At 50.1% G+C, this 18,964-nt stretch carries 19 protein-coding genes; 6 read left to right on the forward strand and 13 right to left on the reverse strand.

From position 1 onward, the window contains the following. Positions 1 to 89 precede the first annotated feature (89 nt). Positions 90 to 2,360 carry a 5-methyltetrahydropteroyltriglutamate--homocysteine S-methyltransferase gene (metE, locus tag N3Z11_RS08295; protein ID WP_260656699.1) on the reverse strand — a complete coding sequence of 757 codons (2,271 nt, stop codon included), beginning with the start codon at positions 2,358 to 2,360 and terminating at the stop codon, positions 90 to 92. Positions 2,361 to 2,467: 107 nt separating this feature from the next. Between metE and N3Z11_RS08300 the strand changes: the two genes are divergently transcribed. Further along, a complete protein-coding gene (locus tag N3Z11_RS08300; protein ID WP_260656700.1) occupies positions 2,468 to 3,373 on the forward strand; it encodes a LysR substrate-binding domain-containing protein in 906 nt (301 codons plus the stop codon). Positions 3,374 to 3,461: 88 nt separating this feature from the next. On the opposite strand, the gene queC is transcribed toward N3Z11_RS08300, so the two are convergent. Continuing rightward, positions 3,462 to 4,118, reverse strand: coding sequence for a 7-cyano-7-deazaguanine synthase QueC (gene queC / locus N3Z11_RS08305; protein WP_260656701.1), 657 nt, complete (start codon positions 4,116 to 4,118; stop codon positions 3,462 to 3,464). 86 nt (positions 4,119 to 4,204) lie between these two features. On the opposite strand from queC, the gene queE reads away from it, so the two are divergent. Beyond that, on the forward strand, positions 4,205 to 4,870 hold the full coding sequence (queE, locus tag N3Z11_RS08310) for a 7-carboxy-7-deazaguanine synthase QueE (RefSeq protein ID WP_260656702.1): 666 nt from the start codon (positions 4,205 to 4,207) through the stop codon (positions 4,868 to 4,870). On the opposite strand, the gene N3Z11_RS08315 is transcribed toward queE, so the two are convergent. Further along, on the reverse strand, positions 4,867 to 5,502 hold the full coding sequence (locus N3Z11_RS08315) for an LON peptidase substrate-binding domain-containing protein (protein WP_260656703.1): 636 nt from the start codon (positions 5,500 to 5,502) through the stop codon (positions 4,867 to 4,869). The genes queE and N3Z11_RS08315 overlap by 4 nt on opposite strands. 154 nt (positions 5,503 to 5,656) lie before the next feature. Between N3Z11_RS08315 and N3Z11_RS08320 the strand changes: the two genes are divergently transcribed. Continuing rightward, on the forward strand, positions 5,657 to 6,451 hold the full coding sequence (locus tag N3Z11_RS08320; protein ID WP_260656704.1) for a substrate-binding periplasmic protein: 795 nt from the start codon (positions 5,657 to 5,659) through the stop codon (positions 6,449 to 6,451). Positions 6,452 to 6,620: 169 nt separating this feature from the next. Here N3Z11_RS08320 and N3Z11_RS08325 read toward each other — a convergent pair whose 3' ends face one another. The 10 genes from N3Z11_RS08325 to N3Z11_RS08370 all read right to left on the reverse strand — a co-directional run bounded on the left by N3Z11_RS08325 (position 6,621) and on the right by N3Z11_RS08370 (position 15,947). Beyond that, complete coding sequence (locus tag N3Z11_RS08325; protein WP_260656705.1) at positions 6,621 to 7,049, reverse strand: DUF2069 domain-containing protein; 429 nt, start codon at positions 7,047 to 7,049, stop codon at positions 6,621 to 6,623. Further along, positions 7,046 to 7,639 carry an NAD(P)H:quinone oxidoreductase gene (gene wrbA, locus N3Z11_RS08330; RefSeq protein ID WP_260656706.1) on the reverse strand — a complete coding sequence of 198 codons (594 nt, stop codon included), beginning with the start codon at positions 7,637 to 7,639 and terminating at the stop codon, positions 7,046 to 7,048. Before wrbA ends, N3Z11_RS08325 begins: the two co-directional genes overlap by 4 nt. After that, complete coding sequence (gene arsC / locus N3Z11_RS08335) at positions 7,639 to 7,983, reverse strand: arsenate reductase (glutaredoxin) (protein ID WP_260656707.1); 345 nt, start codon at positions 7,981 to 7,983, stop codon at positions 7,639 to 7,641. The genes wrbA and arsC overlap by 1 nt, the downstream gene beginning before the upstream one ends. 21 nt (positions 7,984 to 8,004) lie before the next feature. Next, positions 8,005 to 9,459, reverse strand: a complete 1,455-nt coding sequence (locus N3Z11_RS08340) for a M48 family metalloprotease (RefSeq protein WP_260656708.1) — start codon at positions 9,457 to 9,459, stop codon at positions 8,005 to 8,007. Positions 9,460 to 9,827: 368 nt separating this feature from the next. Further along, complete coding sequence (locus tag N3Z11_RS08345; protein ID WP_260656709.1) at positions 9,828 to 10,646, reverse strand: substrate-binding periplasmic protein; 819 nt, start codon at positions 10,644 to 10,646, stop codon at positions 9,828 to 9,830. 142 nt (positions 10,647 to 10,788) lie between these two features. Then, positions 10,789 to 12,873 (reverse strand): TonB-dependent receptor family protein, encoded by a 2,085-nt coding sequence (locus tag N3Z11_RS08350; RefSeq protein ID WP_260656710.1) that lies wholly within the window; start codon positions 12,871 to 12,873, stop codon positions 10,789 to 10,791. Between the two features lie 154 nt (positions 12,874 to 13,027). Further along, positions 13,028 to 14,140: a PQQ-dependent sugar dehydrogenase gene (locus N3Z11_RS08355; protein WP_260656711.1), complete on the reverse strand. Its 1,113-nt coding sequence runs from the start codon at positions 14,138 to 14,140 to the stop codon at positions 13,028 to 13,030. A gap of 3 nt (positions 14,141 to 14,143) precedes the next feature. Continuing rightward, the gene (gene gstA, locus N3Z11_RS08360) at positions 14,144 to 14,761 is read right to left on the reverse strand and encodes a glutathione transferase GstA (RefSeq protein WP_260656712.1); all 618 of its coding nucleotides are present in this window, start codon (positions 14,759 to 14,761) and stop codon (positions 14,144 to 14,146) included. Positions 14,762 to 14,800: 39 nt separating this feature from the next. Further along, entirely contained in the window at positions 14,801 to 15,265 is a 465-nt protein-coding gene (bcp, locus tag N3Z11_RS08365; RefSeq protein ID WP_260656713.1) for a thioredoxin-dependent thiol peroxidase, read from the reverse strand. A 160-nt stretch (positions 15,266 to 15,425) separates the two neighbouring features. Continuing rightward, a complete protein-coding gene (locus N3Z11_RS08370; RefSeq protein WP_260656714.1) occupies positions 15,426 to 15,947 on the reverse strand; it encodes a glycine cleavage system protein R in 522 nt (173 codons plus the stop codon). 141 nt (positions 15,948 to 16,088) lie between these two features. Between N3Z11_RS08370 and dapA the strand changes: the two genes are divergently transcribed. The 3 genes from dapA (at position 16,089) to N3Z11_RS08385 (ending at position 18,958) form a co-directional block, all read left to right on the forward strand. Beyond that, positions 16,089 to 16,970 (forward strand): 4-hydroxy-tetrahydrodipicolinate synthase, encoded by an 882-nt coding sequence (gene dapA, locus N3Z11_RS08375; RefSeq protein WP_260656715.1) that lies wholly within the window; start codon positions 16,089 to 16,091, stop codon positions 16,968 to 16,970. Between the two features lie 10 nt (positions 16,971 to 16,980). After that, positions 16,981 to 18,042: an outer membrane protein assembly factor BamC gene (gene bamC / locus N3Z11_RS08380; protein ID WP_260656716.1), complete on the forward strand. Its 1,062-nt coding sequence runs from the start codon at positions 16,981 to 16,983 to the stop codon at positions 18,040 to 18,042. Between the two features lie 280 nt (positions 18,043 to 18,322). Further along, positions 18,323 to 18,958, forward strand: coding sequence for a YchE family NAAT transporter (locus tag N3Z11_RS08385; RefSeq protein ID WP_260656717.1), 636 nt, complete (start codon positions 18,323 to 18,325; stop codon positions 18,956 to 18,958). Positions 18,959 to 18,964: the final 6 nt, after the last annotated feature.

Consider the following 18,964-nt stretch of genomic DNA (forward strand, 5'->3'; position numbering starts at 1 on the left):
TTTTTTGCGTATAAATAGAAGGGGCAACAGCCCGGACCTCTGCGAAGCAACAGGCTGCTGCAGTAACAGCCTGTGCCGGCAACAGACGCTTAAGCCAGTTCCTGCCTTAATTCACGGCAAGCCTGCACCATTTGGGCAAGAGCCGCTTCGGCTTCCTGCCAGCTGCGTGTTTTCAGGCCACAATCCGGATTCACCCACAACTGTTGTAGTGGCAGTTTGCCGGCCGCTTTATTAATCAACTGTTTGATCCAATCAAGCTGCGGCACATTGGGCGAGTGAATGTCATAAACACCGGGGCCTATCTGGTTTGGATAGGCAAAATCTTCAAAGGCCCCCAGCAGCTCCATGTTCGAACGTGAAGTTTCAATGGTGATCACATCAGCATCCATAGCGGCAATAGCGGCAATAATGTCGTTAAACTCGGAATAACACATATGGGTGTGAATTTGTGTACTGTGCTGCACTTTGCTGCTGCATCTTTTAAAGGCATCCACTGCCCAGTCAAGATACTGCTGCCACTGGCTTTGTTTTAACGGTAAACCTTCGCGAAAAGCCGGTTCGTCAATCTGAATGATCTGAATACCGGCCTGCTCCAGCGCTTTTACTTCATCCGCCAGTGCCAGACTAAGCTGTAGTGCAATATCAGCGCGGCTAAGATCTTCCCTTGGGAAAGACCAGGCCAGCATAGTGACAGGACCGGTCAGCATGCCTTTGACCGGCTTTTGGGTCAGCGACTGGGCGTAGCTTGTCCAGCTCACTGTCATATCCGCGCTGCGGCTGATATCCCCGATAATAATGGGCGGTTTGACACAGCGGCTGCCGTAACTTTGTACCCAGCCAAACTGACTGAACACATAACCTTGCAGTTGTTCGCCAAAATACTCCACCATGTCGTTGCGCTCAGCTTCACCATGCACCAGTACATCCAGCCCTAATTGTTCCTGCAGTGTGATGGCTTTGGCAATTTGCTGCTCGATCTGCTGCTGATACTGCTGCTCACTGATGCGGCCTGCTTTAAGGTCGAGCCTTAACTTCCTGATGTCGCTGCTTTGCGGGAAAGAGCCAATAGTGGTGGTGGGCAACAGGGGGAGTTGCAGCTGTTGTTGCTGTAGCTTAATACGTTTGGCAAAAGGCAAAGTCCGGTCCGCTTTTTCGGCTTTGGCGCGCTCACAGGCTTGTTGCACCGCTGAGTTATGCACCAAAGTCGAGTTTTTGCGATCTTTTAGCGGCAAGCAGTAGCTGGTAATGGCCTGGGTATCACCATTTTGCAGTGCTTGTTGTAATAACTTCAGCTCTTCACATTTTTGCCTGGCAAACGCGAACCAGCTTTTCACCTGCGGTTGCAGCTGTTGCTCCAGTGTTAAATCTACCGGGCAATGTAATAAAGAGCAGGAGGTGCCGAGCCAGAGTTTATCGCCTCTGCGATCAAACAAAGGTTTGAGCTGTTGATAGGCTTTGGTTAAATCGCCGCGCCAGATATTGCGGCCATTAATAATGCCGGCCGAAAGCACAAAGTGTGGTGGGATCAACAAATCAGCAGCTGCAAGGTCGCATGGCTCTGCGGATAAATCCAGATGAATACCATCCAGCGGTAAATCCACCAGCTGCGGTAAATAACCGGAAATATCGCCAAAATAGCTGGCAAGCAGTAGCTTGAGCTGGCCTTTTTGCAGGCTGCGGTAACTGGTCTGAATAGCCTTTTGCCAGGCTGGAGAAAGTTCCAGCGCCAGCACAGGTTCGTCGAGTTGCAACCACTGCACACCGGCGGCATTGAGCGCATCCAGCAGCTGCTGATACCCATTTAATAAAGCCGGCAGCAGGCTGAGTTTATCAACTCCTTCAGCCACTTTGCCACAATGCAGGTAAGTAACGGGGCCTGGCAGCACCAGTTTAAAATGAAGTCCCAGCGCTTTGGCTTCGTCAATCTGTTGGAACAAGCTCAGATCCGACAGTTGAAATTGCTGCTCTGCGTCAAATTCCGGCACCAGATAGTGATAATTGGTATTAAACCATTTGGTCATGTCGCTGGCAGCTGCCGCCGGGCCTGTAGGTGCGCGGCCGCGGCCAATGCGGAACTGACAGTCAAAATCTATCTTGCCATCGGCACTTTGATGCCGTTTTGGCACCACACCAAACAATAACGAGGTATTGAGGATATGATCGTAAAAAGCAAAGTCACCCACCGGCACTAAATCAATACCGGCTTGCTGTTGCAAGCGCCAATGTTCCGCTCTGAGTTTTTTGCCGGTTTGTTCAAGTTCTGACTGTGTGATATCTCCTTGCCAATATTGTTCTAAAGCACGTTTTAACTGGCGTTTATTGCCAATCCGCGGAAAACCAAGGCTATGTGTTGTTGACATATCTTCTCCTTATTTGGACGTCTGGATGTTGATATGTCTATTTTTGCCGGTTATGCTGTGGTGCCACAACTGAATAACGAGCCTCTGTTAATTGAGAAAAATTCATCATGATTGAGCTGAAACTACTGCGAACCCTCCAGGCATTACAACAAACCGGCTCCTTACAGGGCGCGGCCAGCCGGCTTTTTGTCACCCAATCTGCTTTGTCGCATCAACTCAAAGATGCCGAGCAGATGATGGGAGCCAGTTTGTTTGTGCGTAAGTCGCAGCCGGTGCAATTTAGCGCTCAGGGCAAATTATTGCTGGAATTAGCCGCCACTGTATTGCCGCAACTTGACGTGGCCTGGCAGCAGCTGAAAAGCGGTCAGTTACCGGCACAACAACTGCGTTTAACAGTGGAGTGTCATGCCTGCGTGCATTGGCTATTGCCAGCGTTAAAAGCATTTCGCCAGCAGTGGCCGCAGGTTCAGCTCAGCCTTGAAACCGATATTCAGCACCATGCTATTGAAGCCATGCTCCGGGATGAACTGGATTTAGTGCTGACCACTGACAGACGGCTGGAGCAGCAGGTGAGTTATCAGCCGTTATTTGAACTGGAGCTGTTTGCCTTTATGGCGCCTGAGCATTGTCTGGCGGCACGGCAGTTTGTGACTGCAGCTGATCTGGCCAAAGAAAAGTTGCTGGTTTACCCGATAGAACCTGAACGGCAGGATTTATTCCGCCATTTTTTGCAAAAAACGCCTTTTAGCGGTGAACTCAGGCAAGTGGCGCAGGCCAGTCAGATGTTGCAATTGGTGGCCGCTGGTGAGGGGATTGCAGTGCTGCCAGGCTGGCTGGCCGAGCCTTTTGTCAGCCAGGGGCTGATTGTAGTGAAAAAGCTCGGTGCCCATGGTTTGAAACGCCAGATGTATCTGGCAAGTCAACGTCATCAACACAGTTTGGCGCTCAAGGCTTTGTATCAGCAGCTGAGGCAGTATTCACCGGTCTCTGTGTCACAAACTCTGGCGGTGTAATGGTGCAGCAGGGGGGCAAGACGTTATCAAGAGGGTATCAAGCGTCGGCCAATAGTTCTGGCAGACGCTTAGGGCAGCAAGTACGGTTTTATTCGTAGGGCAGCGGATCTGTCACCTGATTTAATGCAAAAGCCTCCAGCCGTTCCTGACAGGAGCCACATTTGCCACAGGCTTTTTCGCGGCCGTTATAACAGGTCCAGGTTTTGCTGTAATCAAGACCCATCTGAAGACCGTCTTTGAGGATTTCAATTTTGGTCTGATGCAGGTAAGGGCTGATAATATCCACCGGCTCATAGTTGGCGATTTGGCAAACATCATGCATTTTTTGCACAAATTCAGGCCGGCAGTCCGGATAAATAAAGTGATCACCCGAATGTGCGCCGTAATACACCGCCTGTGCATCCAGCGACACCGCATAACCCACCGCCAGACTTAATAAAATCATATTGCGGTTTGGCACCACCGTTGATTTCATATTATCGGCAGCATAATGGCCTTCCGGTACTTCAATATCGTCGGTCAGAGATGAGCCGCCAATCAGTTGGTTAATGGCCGAGATATCAACAATTTTGTGATGAATGCCCAGCTCCTGACAGACGTTTTGTGCGCAAATCAGCTCTTTGACATGGCGCTGACCATAGTTAAAAGACAAGGCATACACTTGATGGCCGGCACGAATGGCATTGTGCAGCACGGTAAATGAATCCATGCCACCGGAATAAATCACAACAACTTTTTGCGGCATTCTTGCAGCTCCCGTTATAATGGTCAGCAATTTGGGGCGCGCATTGTACTGCATAATCGCCAAGGGCTAAAGGAAATCAACTCAGCGTGTATAAAGTTAACGAAATTTTTGAAACTATTCAGGGTGAAGGCAATTACACCGGCACACCATCCATTTTTCTGCGCTTGCAGGGTTGTCCTGTCGGTTGCTCCTGGTGTGATACCAAACATACCTGGGACATTCATCCTGATTTGTTAATACAGCTGGGCGAGACCACACAAAAAAAAGCCGATTCTGATCATTGGGCAAATACCGACGCCAAGGGCATTGTTGAGCTGTTTCGTGAGCGCGGTTACCGTGCGCGCCATGTGGTAATTACAGGCGGCGAGCCCTGTATGTATGACTTAAACCCGCTTTGCGAACTGTTGCATCAGCAAGGTTTCAGCACTCAGATTGAAACTTCCGGTACTTTTGAAATTCTGGCACCCGACAGCACCTGGGTGACTGTGTCACCCAAGGTGAATATGAAAGGGGGTTATCCGGTGTTAACCAGCTGCCTGGAGCGTGCCAACGAAATTAAACATCCTGTGGCGATGGAAAAACATGTCGAAGAGCTTAAAGAGCTGCTGCAGAACATCAACACCTCAGGCAAATATATTTATCTGCAGCCAATCAGCCAAAAAGCCAAAGCTACCAAACTCGCCATTGAAGCCTGTATGGCGAATAACTGGCGGTTAAGCGTGCAGGTGCATAAATACCTGGGTATTAACTAAGCACCTTTATTGTTTGCTGTGTAATCCTCAGCACAAGGTTCCAGCCATTGATGCAATGCCTCCAGTGTCGGGCTGGCATCCTCTGCAGCCATCAGCTGATATTTCAGTGGTGGTTGCATATTTAAAATTTCCAGCCAGCGCTGCGCCAGCCAGTTGCTGCAATGCCAGGCAGGTTCCGGGTATAAAGCTGCAAGTTGTGGGTTTTGCCGGAATACCGTTTGAAGCTCCGCAGCAATCAGGCTGTCTCTGTGCTGAAATGGCAACTCAGGCCAGACTGGCAATGTGCTGACTTTAGCCACATGCAGGCCATCCGGCTCCTGAAAACGCTGCTGGATCAACACGCGCTCTGTTCCAGTGATAGTGATCCCCAATAAACCATCTTCAAGCTGCTGAAAGTCGGTAACTTTCACTAAAGTTGCAACTTTAAAGATCCGATCCGGATGTTGCTGCGCCACATAAGGGTTTAGCAAAGCGCTGGCGAAGGGCCTGATGCCGGCACAAGCTTCTTTGACCAACCGGATATATCTGGCTTCAAATACCCGAAGTTGCATTTGCCCTTGCGGCAACACCACCTGACTTAATGGAAACAAGGCTATCTCAGACCACATTTTCAGACCACGTTGATTGTTCACGTTTTGATTGCTGTAACAGATTACGTGGCACCTTGCATTTCGGATTGAAAACTACTGTCACTGAAGGTGATTTTTGCTATGGTTAACCACAGGTTTGGCCTTTACAACAGCTGCCAGTGCTGGCTCCGTTGTGATGGTCTGTAGTCAGAGGTATATGCAGTTGATAAAAGCAATAGGGGTAAAAACAGCGTTGCTGTATGGTGCTGCATTGGCGCTGAGTTCATTGGCGCTGAGCCCACTGGTGCAGGCCAATGAAATTAAAGCCGTGGTGAGCGACACCAATCCTGTGCCCTATGCCATGTTTTCACAGGATGGCAAACTCAGTGGCGGTATCAGCAAACAACTGATTGATGAAGTTGGCAAAATCACCGCTCTGCCTGTGCTCTATCTGCCGTTAACCCGCGCCAGAGTAGAGCAGTGGATTGCATCAGGGAAGGCCGACCTTGGCTGTTTTATCAGCCCGGACTGGGTCAGCAAACCCGAAGATCTGCAGTGGGTTGGGCCTTTGTTTTATTCGGCGCAATATATAGTGCGGCGCAGCGACAGCAAACCCAACCGGCAACTCAGCGACTTATTTCACAAAAGAGTGGGTACCATCCGCGGTTTTGTCTATCCCGAGCTGGAACAGGCTTTTGCCGAAGAATTATTGGTGCGGGATGACGCCCATTCACTGGAAAGTAATTTAACCCGCCTGGCGCAGGGGCGGCTGGATGCAGTGATGACAGTGGATTTATCTTATGGTTATGTGATGGCGCGCCAGCAGTTTGGTGTGAGCTTAACCTACGATCCACTCTGGACCAAAGCTCCGGCTTTATATTGTGCGCTCAGTCCTAAATCCAGCCATTTGACGGCTATCAAACAAGCTTTTGAAAAGCTGCAACAGCAGCAGTTTATTGAAACTATTATGCGGCCCTACTTGCCTGCCGGCACATCGCCAAACGCATCATAAAACCAGCACAAGATTGATGTCAGAACAAAACGGCTTTATCAGCAATATAAAGTCGCTTAATAAAAAAGCTGTCCTACCTTGTTTTAAGCAGACTGTCAGACTGACATTTTACTGCATGCAACTGCACACAATCCCCATATGCCCGGCGGCAAGATGCAGACTGGGCTGATTATTGCCGTACCGGATCATCTTTCAGTTTCGGGATCTTTAACCCCAGTTCCTGACCACGATACTTAGCGTAATAGGTACAACCGGCAAACATCAGGCAGGCCGCCGCAAGCTCAGCAAGCGCCAGATAAAAAGTAGTGCCGCTGCTGATCCACAGGTGGGTCAGGCTGTGCACAAAATAAATCATCACAATAAAATTGGCCCAGGCAAAGGTGTAAGCCTTACCGCGTAAAATTCCCATCATGGGCAGCCATAATGGCCCCCATAACAGAGCTAACAATACTCTGCTACTGCCAAGTTCTGGCGGATCCAGCCATAACACCCAGGCGGGTATCAACAAAAATAACGCTAAAAAACCAGCTTGCCCTAACCGCAGATAACGGCGGGTGCGGGCGGCAAGCGGGATATGGGACGAAATCAACCAGGTCATTGTAATTTTCCGGCAACTAAAGCTAAACGTTTACCAAACTGAACAGCCAGTTGCTGTTCATGGGCTGTCAGGGCAGAGCTGTGTTCAGGGCCTGTAACATGGCTTGGGCCGTAGGGCGTACCGCCACTTTGGGTCTGATGCAACGCTGGTTGATCATAAGGCGTGCCGAGCAGCACCATGCCATGGTGTAACAGCGGCAGCATCATACCCAGTAAGGTGGCCTCATTGCCACCATGCATTGACGAAGAAGAGGTAAAAACGCCGGCAGCTTTGTCGATCAGCGTACCTTTTAACCAACAAGCGCTGGTGCTGTCCCAGAATGCTTTCATTTCGGCGCTCATCAGGCCAAACCGTACCGGGCTACCGACGGCCAGCGCATCCGCCTGTACCAGCTCTTCATTGCTGACCACCGGATGGCGGCTTAACTGAGGCGCAGGAGCAGCACCTTCCATTGCTGTGAAATGCAGCGCCGGTACTGTGCGCAGTAAGGCAGTGGCGCCTGCAGCTTCTACACCTATGGCAATTTTTTCAGCCAAAGCCGCCACAGAGCCGTGGCGGGAGTGATACAACACTAAAACAGTCACCGGCATTAAAACAGTTCCAGTAAACGGCTGGCCGGGCGGGCAATCACTGCTTTGTTGCCATGTACCACCACTGGGCGTTCAATCAGTTTTGGCTGGCTTAGCATCGCCTGAATAATGATATCGTCCGACAAATTTTCATTATCCAGCCCCATGCTTTTGTATTCGTCTTCTTTATTTCTGAGCAGTTCACGTGGTGACAATTGCAGCTGCTGCAACAAAGTGCGCAGTGCGGTTTCGTCCAGCGGTTCGTTCAGGTAATTCACCACCACAAAGGGGCGGCCCAGCTGTTCCAGCAGTGACAAGACTTCGCGGCTTTTGGAGCAACGGTTGTTGTGATAAATGGTCAGCATGGGCAAGTCCTCAGCTTAGTTTTAGTTTAATTTTTTCAATCGGCTAAATTCAGTGTGCAGCGCTTTTTTCTTGGCTTCAAGCCGGCGGTTTTCCAGTTGATCTTCCATTCCAAGCTCGTTGAGCGCCATATTAATATCGTCAATCGCTTTTTGATAATTGGCCATCTGGTAATACAGATCCGCACGGGCTTCATAATAACGCGCCATATCGCCCAAACCTTTGTAAGCCTGGGTCAGCATTTCATAGGCCAGAAAATTATCGTTTTTGTAATACAACAGGTTTTTCAGCAAGTGCAGCGCCAGCCGGTGGGAGTTGCCCTGCATCGCCGCGTTGGCGTAATTAAGGGTGATCACCTGATTATTGGGTCTGAGCAGGTATTGTTGCTCCAGCATTTCCAGCGCCTGTTTTACCCTGTTGGTGCTCAGATACACATCTGTCATGGCGTCTAAATAAAACAGGTTTTTGTCATCGCTGGCCCTGAGTTTGCTCAGCAACTGTTCGGCCCCCTGATAATCTTTACTGTCAAATAAAGCCAGTGCCAACCCATACTGATTGGCTTTGGTATTACCGCCAGGCTGTGCCAGTTTTTTCTGAAAATGGGCTATAGCAGCGGCGTTATCCAGTTGATATCTGGCCCAAATCCTTGCTTTGATATGGGCAAAGTCGGCGCTGTCCGGCACAAATTTTTGTTCAAACTGCTGCGCTCTGACTCTGGAATCGCTGATCCTTGCTCTGGACAACGGGTGGGTGTACAAAAACGCCAGCTGAGAGTTGGCAAATCGGGTTTTTTCACTGAGTTTATTAAAAAACTCCGGCATGGCATAAGGGTCATAACCTGCACTTGCCAAAAGCTGAATACCAATACGGTCGGCTTCCTGTTCATTACTGCGGGTAAAGTTAATGGCAGATTGTTGTGCCACCCCCTGTGACGCCATTAAACCCGCCATACCGGCCTCCGGATTGACCGCCGCCAGTAAAATAGAACCCAGTATTGATGCCATGGTCAGCGGTGCCGACTGTGAGCGGGCTTCAACAGAACGTGCAATATGACGTTGTGTCACGTGCACAATTTCATGCGACATCACGGAAGCAAATTCACTTTCGGTTTCGGCCACAGCCAGAGTACCGGTATTGGCCGCTATATGACCACCTAAAGTAGCAAAGGCGTTAATGTCCGGGTCATTGACCCAATAAAAATGGAATGGAAAACGAACACCTTCAGCTTTGGCAATCAGGCTCTGGCCAAGGTTGTTCAGGTATTCATCCAATAAAGGGTCGTTGACTATCGGCAATCTGGCGCGGGTCTGGCGCATCATCACATCGCCGATTTGTTTTTCTTTTTCCGGTGTTAAAGTTGAAAATGCGTTGCTGCCAAGATCAGGCAATTGAGTGTTATTGGCCAGGGCCGGAAAAGTTAACAGGGCTGTCAGGCTCAGAGCCTTCAGCCAACGGCAGTTTACACACATAAACTTCATTAATTCTCTGCTCTGATCGTACGGCTTTTTTCAGCCATTTTTACTGCATCTGTATCCGGTGCTGCTATCTGTTGTTGCGGCAAAAACCGGATGGATACGCCATTTACCTTGCACCTTTGCTGCTGTGGTTGCCACTTGACGGCAAAGGCAGCCCGCAACTGAAAGTTTCCCTGTCAGGCTTGGACAGGCCATGGCAGGGTAAATGTTGCCTTGGATCTGACCTGAATATCAAGCACAACCTTGTGATAGCCAGTTAACTGCTGCAAGTTACGGCAGCAGATTTATGGTGCAAGGTGTTTTCTTTGGCAGAGCTATGGTTGCGAAGTTCCATCTGAGAAGCAGAAGTCGGGAAAAAACAGTTTGATGGCTCAGGGGTGATTCAGACCGTACTTCACCCAGAGTGTGTCGAGCAGGCCTTGTCTGGCCTGTAATTGCAGTTCTGCCTCAAGCTGTTTTGCTATGGCAAAATTAGGCGACAATCTGGAAAACGCCAGGTAACCGTCAATATTCTGTTGCTGAAAATATGGTTGACGCTTCAGATCGGACACTTGTAAGCCTGCATCCTGAAAGGAGCCCAAGGCGGTTTTTTCCACGGTAATGGCATAATCCACCCGGCCCATTGCCACCATGTCCAAAGCCACACTTTCAGAGGGAACTTTCACCCTGGTAAAAATCTGGCTGTTATCAAAATCAGGGAAATACACAGCGTCACGCATCACGGCTACAGTCCGGCCTTTTAACTCAGCAAGTTGCGTCAGCTTAAATGGCGCTTGTGGGCGACTGTAAAACACAAAAGCCGAATGGAACTGCATCATAGGCGGAGATAAAAAATATAAAAACTTTTGCCGCTCCTGGTTATTGATTAAACCTGCCACTAAATCCAATTCCCCCTGTGCTGCCATTTTCAGGCAGCGCGGGAAAGGACAAGGCACCACTTCAAGCCGGTACCCCAGTGCGGCTACCACCGGCGTTAAAATATCCAGCGATAACCCTGCAGGCTTTTTCACATCTTCTGTGTGGTAATAAGGCGGTGAGTGGTACATACCAAGTTTGAGTACCCGCTGTTTCCGGGGTTGAGCGGGCGTGCTGCTGTTATCTGCCGCATAAGCAGGCGGCAGCAAGCAACAGAAGGTACTGAGCAACAACAAAAAAGAGGCTAACAACAATAAACTTTGTCTGAACTGCATTACAAAGCTCCGGCCGGAAGATGCCTTGGCTGCTGTTTATTCAGAGTCTGACTCAGCTGACTTAAAAAGCCAGCAGGCCATCACAACAGCAGCGCGCAGCATCACAACATCGCCCTAGTATAACGGGTACAGCTAATCTAACCTAGTCTGTCAGCAGTTGTACACGAAAACCGAGCTGAAATTGCCTTGGGGTACCGGGTTCAAAACTGCGGCCATTGGCCTGATTCACCACCACAGCGCCGGCATAATCCTGGTTGGTCAGGTTATCGATGGCCAGCCACCAGCTCCAGTTGCTTTGCCGCCAGTTGGTTTGCCAGCTGCTTTTGAGATCCAAAAGGGTGGTGCTGTCGGCCGCCATACTATTGTTATCATCAATCCAGAGTTTGCCACGGTAACTGAGTTGACTACTGAGCTGCCAGAAGGCGCTGGCAAAAGGGGCATAACTCAGACCAAGCTGATGTTGCACTCTGGCAACACCAGGCAGATTGTTACCTGCATTGCTGTCGGCTTTAAAACTGGCATCCAGTAAAGTGCTGCTCCATTGCAGTTCAAGCTTGTCACTAAAACGATGTAACAGCCAGACTTCAGCGCCTGTTCTTTGCATTTTGGCGGCATTACGATAACTGGTGCGCCCGCCCAGCGATTGCGCCACAACCAACTCGTCACGGCTTTGAATATAAAACCAGTCCAGTGATGCCTGGGTGTGTGGTTGCAGCCATTTCAGCCCCAAATCCAGCTGGCGGTTACGCGCCGGTTTTAACGCCAGATTTAAACCACTGCCATTGGGCTGATAGGCCATTTCGGTCAGGGTTGGTGTTTCAAAACCACGGCCGCTACTGACGTAAAAATGCAGCTGCTCAGTCAATGGATAAGAAGCGCCAAGCGCAAAAGCTGCCAGTTGTTCGCTGCTTTGGCCGCCATCATCCGGGTTGCCTGGCCGGATAAAATAATCGTCCACCTTAAACTTGATGCGGCTGAGTCTGGAACCCAGATGCAGTGCCCATAACAAGTCGGTCTGGTATTCACTTTGCCAGGCGATTTCGCTGTTTTGCACTTTACCGCTTTCGTCGCGGCGCAAGTCACCGGCAATGCCACGCAGATTGACATAACCCTGACGCTTGTCGGTATTTTCTTCCAGCTGGACCACAAACTGATGTTGCCAGTTGTTCCATTGCAGCAGCTGTTGGGCTTTGAGACCGCGATAGTGCCGGGTAAGCGCCACCACACCACCTGCCGCTGTCGGGCCATCCCCGCTAAAGGAAAGAAACTGGGTGATATCGCGCTCGCCTTGCCAGGCCGATAACTGCCAATTGTGATCATCAGGCGTTAACGTCATGCTGAGCTGGCGCTGTGCACTGCTTTTACGACTGTTAAACAAGGTGGCTACGGCTGCAGTCTGATTGGGATCCCGCTCAAACTCAGTTTTGGTCAGACCCAGTGGATCTTCCAGCAGCGGATCGTCGCTCCAGTCGTAACGCCAGTGCAGCACTATGTTGTCAAACTGGTAATTGCTGCGAAGAGCGGCCTGACGTTTTTCGGCGCTATTGTGCGCACGGTAACCGTCGTGATCCAGGGTTTTCAGATAAAGTTCGGTCTGACCGTCGCCGGCCTGCAGGCTGTGCTGGCGGTAATCACTGCTTTGCTGTGTCTGTAATGAAGCCCCCTCTATTGCGGCTTTGCTTTGCAGTGTTAACACCCCACCGGCGGCATTGCCATACAGCGCGGCAAAAGGGCCACGCAGCACTTCAACAGCGCTCAGTTGTTCAAATGGAATGCTGGAGGGTTGGCTTTGGCCATCGCTGGTTGACCAGGGAATGCCGTCAAACAACACTTCAATGCCGCGCACACCAAAGCTGCTGCGACTGCCAAACCCCCGCAGACTAATGCGGCTGTCCTGCGCAAAATTGGCGCGCTGATCGGCCTGCAGCCCCGGCATTTGTTTCAGTAAAGCCGCAATATCCAGTGCCGGGCTGGCGTCAAACTCAAGCCGGCTCACCGCAGCGACCGAACTTAACCAGGGTTTGGCCTGCTGCTGCACACTGACCACCAGCCGCTCCAGTTGCTCTTCCTCACTTGTTGTTGCAGTTTTGGCAGGCGCTTGCTGCTGGGCATGAAGCGTAAAACTGCAGCTTAGCGCGAGCAGAGGCAACAACGGCAACAAAATAGGGCAGCGCTTTGTGCGCGGGAACAGCGCCCTGGATAATGGGGTTTGGCGGGCAAGGTACATCAGATCCGTCCTCAATCAGGTTTTTAGGGTGTTGCAGCTGGAAGTTGGGTGCTGTCTGTTATTTTGGCGCTCTTTGCCGGCAAGGTGTTCACTCCACAACGGCTGCATAATAAAAAGCCGGTGCAGACACCGGCTTTTTAAAAGCCCCGCTTTATTATGGTTGCGGTGTCAGCCGTAAAATGGCACCGTTATCTTCATCCGTTAATAAATACACACTGCCATCAGGCGCCACTTCCACATCCCGTACTCTGCTGCCAATGCGGATACGCTCTTCGTGCACCACTTTGTCGTCTTTGATTTCAAGCCGTACCAGCTGACCAAATTTTAGTGAGCCCACCAGCAGGTTTTGCTGCCACTTGCTAAACAGAGGTTTGTGGTAAAAGGTCATGCCGCTTGGTGCAATGGAAGGCACCCAATAATGCAGCGGTTGCTCCAGCCCATCGGCTTTGGTTTTACCAATGACACCACCGCCATATTCTTCACCGTAAGTAATGAGCGGCCAGCCATAATTTTTAGCAGCCTGGGTGATATTTATTTCATCGCCGCCTTGTGGGCCATGTTCGTGGGTCCAGAGCCGGCCCTCTGTATCTAAAGTTGCGCCCTGAATATTACGGTGGCCGTTGGACCAAACTTCAGTTTTGGCGTTTTTATCCGCCAAAAACGGATTGCCAGGCGCTGCACTGCCATCCTGCATCACCCGCACCACTTTACCGATATGAGTGGACAGTGGCTGCACGTCTTCACGGCGACTGCCTCTGTCACCTAAAGTGATAAAAAGTGCACCACTGGCGTCTTGAACTAACCGGCCGCCAAAGTGGTATTTGCTGTTAAATTTCGGCTGCTGGCTAAACAATACTTTGCTGTCAGTCAGGCTGTTGCCCACCAGTTTGGCGCTCAGCACTGCAGTGCTGTTGGTGTCATCTTTGCCAGGTTCGGAAAAACTTAAATACAGTGTCTGGTTGCTGGCAAAATCTTTATCCAGCATCACGTCCAGCAAACCACCCTGGCCACCGACTGCCAGCGCCGGTAAACCTGTCACAGGCTCACCTAATTTGCCATTTGTGACGATACGCAGTTTGCCATCACGCTCAGTGACTAAGATGCGGCCATCGGGTAAAAACGCTATGCCCCAGGGGTGAGATAAACCTTCAGCCACAGTTTCAATTTTCAGATTGTGCTGCTCTGTTGGCAAAAATGACGGCTCAGCGCTCACCGCTGTAGTTGTGGTTAACAGCAAAGCCAGAGGTAAAGTTTGTCTGATTTTCATTGGTTATTCTCCATGCCTTAACAGGCCTTCTTCCTGCAATGCGTGACGCACCGCAGGGCGTTTGGCAATCCGCTCCAGATAAGCCTGAAGTTGGGGGTAAGGGGTTAAATCAAATTTCACCAGCCGTGCCCAGAGTGCCACGTTAAACAAATAGGCATCGGCCAGGGTAAATTGTTCACCGGTCAGAAACTGTGGGTTCACCAGCGTCTGCTCGAGCTGACCAAAACGCAGTTGCAGTTTTTGCACTGCCGATTGTTTGGTGGGCTCGGCTGCTGTTGGGTCGAATAAAGGTGAAAAGTTTTTATGCAGTTCAGTGGCAATAAAGTTCAGCATACTTTGTTGTTTATAACGGGCAAAACTACCATTGGCCGGCGCCAGATTGCTGGCAGGAGATTGATCGGCAATGTATTGCAAAATAGCCGGACATTCAGTCAGCACTTCGCCATTTTTTAACTGCAGCGCCGGCACATAACCCAGCGGGTTGATATCGGTAAAACTGCTGCCATCGGGCAATAGTTTGGTTTTTAAATCCACTTTAACGGGGGTGAATTTTAAACCTGCTTCAAACAAACAAATATGGGCGGCCAGTGAGCTGGCCCCCGGGGCATAATACAATTTCATCGGATAGAGCTCCTGACAGTTCGGCGGGTATACACCGGATTATGGCAGAGACTTTAGCACCACTTCATGATGATTGCTGGTTTTAAAGTCCTGATAAACCTGCACAATAACGCCATCTTGCCCAATGAGAAAACTGGTGCGATGAATACCATCGTACACTTTGCCCATAAACTTTTTTTCGCCCCATACACCAAAAGCTGCGGCAGTCTGATGTTCAGGATCGGACAGCAGGGTGAAATTCAGTGCATCACGCTCTGTAAATTTGGCCAGACTTTTTACCGCATCTGTACTGATGCCAACAATCTGCACCCCTTTGGCGGCGAAGTCTGCCTGATGGTCGCGCAGGTTGCAGGCCTGCACAGTGCAGCCTGGTGTCATGGCTTTAGGATAAAAATAAACCAGCACTGCGCCGGATTTTAATAGGTCAGACAGCACCACAGTGTTGCCATTCTGGTCCAGCAGTGAAAATTCAGGGGCCTTCTGGCCGGCAGTCAGCATATTCATCATGATTCCTTTTTATAAAAAACGTTTTCATAAAACCGGTTTATAAAAAAACCGGCGCAAAACAGAGTTGTGGCCGGTTTTTGCTGGATTGAACCTGAGTATGGGTTCACCAGAGCTTACCGCTGCTGCATAACAGCACGCAGGCATCGCTTGGGAAAGCTTAACTCTGCAATTCAAAACTACCTGTTAACGACATTTGCGCAAGCTTGTCCAGCACCAGACTGCGTACTGTCGCCGCATCAATAGAACCCGGCAGCTGCACTGTCATCTGGGTATGGGTGTGCGGTACACCGTCCAGCTGATGGGTTTCCGAGCGTAAAGCACCAATATAAATCTGATGGTCAGCCAATAAACTGGAAATCGCGCCCAGCGTGCCCACCTTATCGGGCCCTGTGTAAGAAAGCAGATAAGGCGCCGATAGCGGGGGCGGCTTGTGAGCAGATGTACGTTTGGTCATGGTGAGCAGATCAAGTTCAACACCGGAACTTGGCAGCAGATATTCGATTTTGCTGATGGCAGCCGCGTCGCCGGACAGCAACATAATAAAAGTAAATTCATTGCCAAAAATCGCCATTCTGCTGTCGACGATATTACAGTTGCAGTCACTGACCAGCCGGGACAGTTGACTGACGATACCGGTACGGTCGGCGCCTATTGCAGTCACCACCAGTTGTTGAGCCATCTTTACAAGCGACCTTGAACAGAAAAGGGGCGCCGAGTTTAGCACAGTTCGCCGAAAATTCATCAGCATAGTCAGCTGTTGCTTGTGTTTGTATGACGGCGTCATTACCATAGGCAGCCTGAAAATTACGGAGCAGTAGCCATGTTCAGAGGAAGTTACGTCGCCCTTATTACCCCGATGACAGAAACAGGTGAGGTGGATTACGCCAGCCTGCACACTCTGGTGGATTACCAGTTGCAAAACGGCACTGATGGTCTGGTCATTATGGGCACAACTGGCGAAGCAGCCACTATTCCTTTTAGCGAGCAGCTGGCCGTATTACAGGCCGTGATTGAACAGGTAGCCGGCCGTTGTCAGATTCTGGCGGGCAATGGCTCAAATTCAACAGCCGAAGCTATTGCCAAAACCGTGGCATTAAATGCTTATGCCATCGACGGTTTTTTGACCGTCACGCCTTATTACAACAAACCAACGCAAAAAGGCATGCTGGCACATTTTCAGGCCGTAGCTGCCGCCACCGACAAACCAGTGCTGCTTTACAATGTGCCGGGGCGCACCGGCGTTGACTTGCAAGCCGCTACAGTGGCTGAACTGAGTCAGGTGAAAAATATTGTCGGTATTAAAGAAGCGACTGGTTCGATGCTGCGGCTGGCAGAACTTAAAGCCAGCTGCAGTGCCGACTTTGATTTACTCAGTGGTGATGACGCCAGCGCCAAAGAATTTATTCTGCAGGGCGGCCATGGTGTGATTTCGGTCACCACCAATGTGGCGCCAGCAGGCATGACAGCAATGATAGCGGCGGCCCGTCAGGGTAATCGTCAGCAAGCGTCTGACATTGATGACTGCCTGCAAGCGCTGCATCGTGATTTATTTATTGAAAGTAACCCTATTCCAACTAAGTGGGCGCTCAAACGTATGGGGCTGATAGCCTCTGATTTTGCCCGTTTGCCGTTAACCCGGCTGGAACCAATTCATCAGGCTGTAATCGAACAAGCGCTACAACAAGCCAAAATTAATCTTTAGGAGTTTTTAGGTGCAATATTGGATCCCCGGCACTGTATTTGCCACCCTGCTGTTATCTGGCTGTTCGTTATGGACCGCACCCGAAACCACCAAGGCGCAAGCTGCGCCTACCGTTAAAGAACTGGCTGTTCCTGCCGGTTTAAAAGCGCCAAGAACACCGGCACAATATGATATTCCTGCCAGAGTGGCCGGTGGAGCCCGCGGCGAAGCCGTTGAGCTGCGCGCGCCTATGCAGGTGCTGGCGGTGGCTACCAACGCCCGGGTCGAAGAAGACGATAAAGAAGTGCGGGTGTTTTTTGAACGCACCGAATTTACCGGCGATCTGTTGCTGTTTTTAACCAGCAATATCACCGACTTTTTCACCGAACAGCAGATTGAACTGACAAAAACTTCAGACAACAGCTGGCAATCAGGCTGGGTGAGTGAATATGAGGAAACCGGCTGGTGGTGGTGGAAAGGGCAGAGTCTGACCCAACAAAGCCGTTTTAAAGTTGATTTTGAGCCGCGTCCCCATGGCCGTACCGTAGGGGTGAAGGTCCAGCTGACCGAGCATAAATATGCCGATTCTGCGGAAAGGATTACTCCTATAGCCCAGCGCCGTGAAGAAGTGCATTTTTTAAACCGCTTGATTGATAAAGTGGCCACTGTGGAGCTGGCGCGTATTCAGGAAGCCAAATCCAGACAGCCTGATGTGTTATTAACCCGTGCGACCAACGACAAAAACGAGGCTGTATTGTTAACCAGTCAACCTTTAGAAGTGGCATGGGCGCAGCTGGAATTATTGTTTGAACACTTATCTTTGGAAGTGACAGACTTAAACCGCACCGACTATGTGTATTACGTGACCTTCACTAAACCGGAAGCCGGCTTCTGGAGTGCGCTTTGGGGGGAAGAAGAGTTGCCGGTATTGCCTATCGCTGAAGGTGAATATCAGCTGGCGCTGAGTAAAACCGACAAAGGCACTGCGATTAAGTGGCGTGACAAAGAAGGCAATGCATTAGACCAGGCCACTATAGATGCGATTTACGAAGTGGTTGTTGCTGCTATCCGTAAGTCAAAAGTTGAGCTTTAATACCCGGCTCAGATAAAACCGGCACTTTGGCCTGATACCGTATGGCATTGGGTTAGAGCACGGCAGTACAAAGCCACCTGATGGTGGCTTTGTTATTTTGACAACCAGGATAAAAATCCTTGGCCATTCAGTAGGCCAAAGTCACTGATTAATAGTAGCAAGATGTTGAAATAAAACATTATTTTGTGATGATTGATTGCAGCTTTCAGGTTGTTGTTATTACACTAACCTCAGGTGAAATTATCAGCCTCTACAAAAGGCGGACAGCAAGGAAAACGCAGTGTTAGAAATCCAGGATTATCTGAAAATTTTTATCGGTATTCTCGCTATTCTGAACCCTTTGGGGGCGCTGCCGATGTATTTGTCACTGACGCAGCACCACAGCGAAACGGATAAAAAATATGTGGCCTTGACGGCAGCCAAAGGCGCCACTGTTATTTTGCTGGTGACGTTATTTTTTGGCGAAATGATCCTGAGTTTTTTTGGTATTTCGGTGAATTCATTCCGGGTGGGTGGTGGCATTCTGATTTTATTAATGGCCATTTCGATGTTACACGCCCAGACCAGTGGCGCTAAAAATACCGAAGCGGAAAGGTTAGAAGCCACCAAACGTGAGTCTATTGCCATAGTGCCACTGGCAATGCCGATGCTGGCAGGTCCTGGCGCCATTAGTTCTATTATTTTATACGGCAACAGAGCTGAAGGCTGGCAACATTATCTGATTGTTTCGGCAGAAATTATTGTTGTTGGCATAATTCTGGCCATTCTGATGCGGTTATCAGGTAAAATAGCCGGCAAACTTGGCCAAACCGGGATGAATATTATTACCCGGGTGATGGGCCTGATCCTGGCCGCCATTTCTATCGAATTTATTAGTCTCGGCCTTAAGGGCTTGTTCCCTGTGCTGGCCCGATGAGGACAT

The sequence above is a fragment of the Rheinheimera sp. 4Y26 genome (assembly GCF_025245835.1).
Taxonomy (GTDB): domain Bacteria; phylum Pseudomonadota; class Gammaproteobacteria; order Enterobacterales; family Alteromonadaceae; genus Pararheinheimera.